This is a genomic window from Acidisphaera rubrifaciens HS-AP3, assembly GCF_000964365.1.
In the GTDB taxonomy this organism is placed as follows: domain Bacteria; phylum Pseudomonadota; class Alphaproteobacteria; order Acetobacterales; family Acetobacteraceae; genus Acidisphaera; species Acidisphaera rubrifaciens.
Map to the genome: position 1 here is coordinate 1 of NZ_BANB01000785.1, position 1,786 is coordinate 1,786.

Below are 1,786 nucleotides of genomic sequence, written 5' to 3' on the forward strand. Positions count from 1 at the left end.
CTCTTCCTGTTCGAGCCGGGCGGCCTCGGCCTGGGCGGCCAGCAGTCGCTGCCGGTCGGCGACGGGGATCTGGTAGTAATCGGGATGGATTTCGCCGAAGGCGAGGAAGCCGTGGCGGTTGCCGCCGTATTCGATGAACGCGGCCTGGAGGCTCGGCTCTACCCGCACGACCTTGGCGAGGTAGATGTTGCCTTTCAGCTGTCGCTTGGTCGCGGTCTCGACGTCGTATTCTTCAAGCCGGGTTCCATCCAGCACCACCACCCGCGTCTCTTCGGGGTGGGTGGCATCGATCAGCATGCGCTTGGTCATTTAGTCGTAAACTCCGGGGCGCCGGGCGGGCGGTCGCCGCTGCGGTCGCCGCGCGCGGACGCGCGGGGCAGCGGCACGGCCGGGGCCGGCGTGATGAGGGGCGGAAAGCGGGTAAAGGGGACGCATCGCCGCAAAGGGCTGCCGCAGCCATGTTCGCCAAAGGACGAGTCAGAACAAACGGCGAAAACACTGGCGGAAACCGACGTCCCTTGTCATTTGGACGCGCCGCCGGCCGCACGCGACCGGGCGGGGCACGCCCCTTTTGTCATGCGCACCGCGTCGTCCACGGTTCGGGACGAAGCCCCGCCGGCGCACACGCGCCTGTGGCGGGCGACACGATCGCCGTATCGTGGCGGGCGGCCGACGCAGGGAATGAACTTGCGCGGGAGACACCGCCGGGCGGCTCGCCCGACCCATCCGGCCGGACGATCCGGCGGCGCAGGGGTCGAGCCGTGACTCGTGCCAGGCACCTCACCATGGAACAAAGGTGGCCGGACCGCAAGCTTATGTCCTGACCTGTGGCATGAACAGGCCGTCATCAACAAGTTACGTGCGTTCCTGGATGTTCCGTGTTAAATGCAAGGCATGGTTGCGGAGCCGGACGTGCCCGACATCGGCAGCCCGGGCCACGCTTGGCCCGGTCGCCTGACCCGCCGCGTGCTGCTCGGTGCGGGCGTGGTCGGGCGTTTCCTGCTGCCGCTGGCCGATGCGGCGCAGGCGCGCGACCGTCATCACCATGCCCATCACGCCAAACCGGCCGACGGCGCCCCGGCCGGTGGGGCCTTGCCGATGGTGGTGATCGATCCCGGCCATGGCGGCAAGGACCCGGGCGCGATCGGCGTCTCCGGCACGTACGAGAAGCATGTCGCGCTGGCGACGGCGGAGGCGCTGCGGGCGCAGCTGCTGGCGAGCGGCCGCTATCGCGTCAGCCTCACGCGCAGCCGCGACGTGTTCATCCCCCTCGACGGCCGGGTGGAGCGGGCGCAGGCGCAGCGGGCCGACCTGTTCGTGTCCATGCACGCCGACGCGATCGCCGATCACGGTGTTCGCGGCGCCAGCGTCTATACGCTTGCATCGACCGCGTCGGACGCGCAGACGGCGGCCCTGGCGCGGCGGGAGAACAGCGCCGACCGGTATGGCGGCGCCTTCGCCGACCAGCCGCCGGAGGTGGCCCGCATCCTCGCCAGCCTCGTGCGGCGGGAGACGCGGCTGGGGTCGGCCGAGATGGCCCACAGCGTGGTGAGCGCCTTGCATCAGGATGTGGGCATGCTGCCCAACCCCTCCCGCCACGCCGCGTTCGTGGTATTGAAGGCGGCGGACATACCGAGCGTGCTGGTCGAGATGGGGTTCATGTCGAACCCTGCCGACGAAGCCGCATTGCGCCGGCCGGCGCACCGGGCGCGCGTCGCGACGGCGATGAAGCGGGCCGTGGACGCCTATTTCGCGGCCGCGCCGCTGTCGCGGATGGCGGGCTAGC

General features: G+C 70.3%; 1 protein-coding gene and 1 pseudogene. One reads left to right on the forward strand and one right to left on the reverse strand.

All coding sequences use genetic code 11. The features are described from left to right. Positions 1 to 309, reverse strand: a pseudogene (locus B8460_RS17655) (ribonuclease E/G); the annotation flags it as partial. Positions 310 to 894: 585 nt separating this feature from the next. Between B8460_RS17655 and B8460_RS17660 the strand changes: the two are divergent. After that, positions 895 to 1,785 carry an N-acetylmuramoyl-L-alanine amidase family protein gene (locus B8460_RS17660; protein WP_048862935.1) on the forward strand — a complete coding sequence of 297 codons (891 nt, stop codon included), beginning with the start codon at positions 895 to 897 and terminating at the stop codon, positions 1,783 to 1,785. Position 1,786 lies beyond the last annotated feature (1 nt).

Excerpts from the sequence above, each read along its gene's own strand:
- B8460_RS17660 (WP_048862935.1), top strand. The coding sequence starts at position 895 with ATGGTTGCGGAGCCGGACGTGCCCGACATCGGCAGCCCGGGCCACGCT.